Origin of the sequence: Micromonospora sp. NPDC004540, assembly GCF_040610095.1 — a bacterium.
Lineage (GTDB): Bacteria > Actinomycetota > Actinomycetes > Mycobacteriales > Micromonosporaceae > Micromonospora.
The window spans coordinates 1-2687 of sequence record NZ_JBEXLR010000196.1; the positions used below are offsets into that span (position 1 = coordinate 1).

Below are 2687 nucleotides of genomic sequence, written 5' to 3' on the forward strand. Positions count from 1 at the left end.
CGGCGGGCGGGTGCGGCGGCGGGACGCGGGGCTCCGGCTCGGCCGGGCCGTGACTCACAGCCCCTCCGCCCGGTCCTCGCCGAGCGCGGTGAGCCGGTCCCGCAGTCGGGACGCCTCGGCCGGTCGCAGGCCCGGCACCCGGGCGTCGCTCGCCGCCGCGGCGGTGTGCAGCTGCACGGTGGCCAGGTCGAAGGCGCGCTCCAGCGGCCCCGCGCTCACGTCGACGAACTGCATCCGGGAGTACGGCACGATGGACAGCCGCCGCACCAGCAGGCCGTGCCGGACCAGCAGGTCGTCCGGCCGCTCGGCGTAGCCCCAGGCGCGCACGGCGCGGACGATGGTGATCGCCCGCCATGCGGCCAGCAGCAGTGCGACGCCCAGGGCGACGCCGAACAGCCAGAGGCCGGCGACCGCCCAGGCCACCCCGAGCACCACCAGCGCCACGCCGAGCAGGATGCCGAGCCGGATCAGCTCCACCCAGATCAGGTCGCGGGAGATCGGCTGCCATCGGACGGTGTCCGGCCACGGCTCCAGGGGACCGGTCGGGGCCGGCGGCCGGCCGGCGAGGTCGTCACCGTTCACCGGGGTGATCCGCTGCGCTCGCTCCGCTCGCTCACTGTTCGAGCGTAGGCGATCCGGGCACCGGTACGACCTCGCGCAGGAACCCGCGCGCGTCGAGGAAGTCGCCCAGCGAGCCGCGGTGCGCGGCGCAGGCCAGCCAGGTCTTGCGCCGCTCCGGCGGGTGCAGGCGGGGATTGTTCCAGCGCAGCTCCCACACGGCGGGGGCGCGACACCCCCGCGCCGAACAGATCAGCGCCTCGTCAGGGGGAGTGGGAGTGGTCACCGGGGCGAGTCTAGGGCCGCACGCCGGGAGCTTTAGCGCCGGGCGGCCACGGGGGGAGCCGCCCGGCGACGGGGTGAATCGTACACACGCCGGACCCCTTGTTGTCCACCCGTGTTCAGGGTTTTCCGCGCCCGGGGACGGCACGGCGAAAATCGTCCCTCTCCCGCCCTCGGCTCTCAGCGAGGCATGACAGTCTTGATACGCACCACGCCGCGACGACGACCAAGCTGTGGAGGACCGGTGGCCCAGCCGACCACGCCCGACGCCCCGACCCCGACCGAGGCCGTGCCGGACGCGCCGCCCCCGGCGACCACCACCCCGGCACAGGACGCCACCCTGCTGGAGCGGGCCCTGTTCGAGATCAAAAGGGTGATCGTCGGCCAGGACCGGATGGTCGAGCGGATGTTCGTGGCCCTGCTCGCCCGCGGCCACTGCCTGCTGGAGGGGGTGCCCGGCGTCGCCAAGACGCTCGCCGTGGAGACGCTGGCCAAGGTGGTCGGCGGGTCGTTCGCCCGGATCCAGTTCACCCCCGACCTGGTGCCGGCCGACATCATGGGCACCCGGATCTACCGGCAGTCCAGCGAGAAGTTCGACGTCGAGCTGGGCCCGGTCTTCGTCAACTTCCTGCTCGCCGACGAGATCAACCGGGCCCCGGCGAAGGTGCAGTCGGCGCTGCTGGAGGTGATGAGCGAGCGCCAGGTGTCCATCGGCGGCGAGACCCACCGGGTGCCCGACCCGTTCCTGGTGATGGCCACCCAGAACCCGATCGAGCAGGAGGGCGTCTACCCGCTGCCGGAGGCGCAGCGGGACCGGTTCCTCATGAAGATCGTGGTGGGTTACCCGACCGACGCCGAGGAGCGGGAGATCGTCTACCGGATGGGCGTCGCCCCGCCGGAGCCGGCCCGGGTCTTCGACACCCCGGACCTCATCGCGCTCCAGCACAAGGCCGACCAGGTCTTCGTGCACAACGCGCTGGTCGACTACGCGGTCCGGCTGGTGCTCGCCACCCGGGCCCCCGCCGAGCACGGCATGCCCGACGTCGCGCAGCTCATCCAGTACGGCGCGAGCCCACGCGCCTCGCTCGGCCTGGTCCGGGCCACCCGGGCGCTGGCCCTGCTGCGCGGCCGCGACTACGCCCTGCCGCAGGACGTGCAGGACATCGCCCCGGACATCCTGCGGCACCGGCTGGTGCTCAGCTACGACGCGCTCGCCGACGACGTGCCGGCCGACCACATCGTGCACCGGGTGATGTCGACCATCCCGCTGCCCGCGGTCGCGCCCCGGCAGCAGGCCACGCCGCCGCCACCGGCCGTCCCGCACGGCGGCTGGCCCGGGCAGCGGCCGTGACCCCACCCACCCGGCTGTCGGCCGGGAACGAGCGCTCCGGCGCCGTCCTCGCCCGGCTGCAGCTCATGGTCACCCGCAAGCTGGACGGGCTGCTCCAGGGCGACTACGCCGGGCTGCTGCCCGGCCCGGGCAGCGAGGCGGGGGAGTCCCGCGAGTACCGCCCCGGCGACGACGTACGCCGGATGGACTGGCCGGTCACCGCCCGCACCACCATGCCGCACGTCCGGCGTACGGTGGCCGACCGCGAGCTGGAGACCTGGCTGGCGGTCGACCTCTCGGCCAGCCTGGACTTCGGCACCGGGCAGTGGCTCAAGCGGGACGTGGTGGTCGCCGCCGCGGCCGCCCTGGCCCACCTGACCGTCCGGGGCGGCAACCGGATCGGCGCGGTGGTCGGCACGGGCTCGCCGGCCGCCCCCGAGCAGGTGCCGATCTGGTCGACGTACGTGGCGACCGACGACGCGGACCTGGTCGCCACCCGGGTGGAGGCAGCCGGCGG

4 protein-coding genes are annotated in these 2687 nt (G+C 74.5%); 2 read left to right on the forward strand and 2 right to left on the reverse strand.

All coding sequences use genetic code 11. The features are described 5' to 3' along the window. Window positions 1-54 precede the first annotated feature (54 nt). Entirely contained in the window at window positions 55-582 is a 528-nt protein-coding gene (locus tag ABZV78_RS31585) for a PH domain-containing protein (protein ID WP_355644500.1), read from the reverse strand. 31 nt (window positions 583-613) lie between these two features. Further along, window positions 614-844 carry a hypothetical protein gene (locus tag ABZV78_RS31590; protein ID WP_355644501.1) on the reverse strand — a complete coding sequence of 77 codons (231 nt, stop codon included), beginning with the start codon at window positions 842-844 and terminating at the stop codon, window positions 614-616. Between the two features lie 240 nt (window positions 845-1084). Between ABZV78_RS31590 and ABZV78_RS31595 the strand changes: the two genes are divergently transcribed. Both ABZV78_RS31595 and ABZV78_RS31600 read left to right on the forward strand, forming a co-directional pair. Further along, complete coding sequence (locus ABZV78_RS31595) at window positions 1085-2191, forward strand: MoxR family ATPase (RefSeq protein ID WP_355644503.1); 1107 nt, start codon at window positions 1085-1087, stop codon at window positions 2189-2191. Continuing rightward, window positions 2170-2687, forward strand: a 518-nt coding sequence (locus ABZV78_RS31600; protein ID WP_355644505.1) for a DUF58 domain-containing protein, incomplete at its 3' end; no start/stop codon positions are given. The genes ABZV78_RS31595 and ABZV78_RS31600, both read left to right, overlap by 22 nt.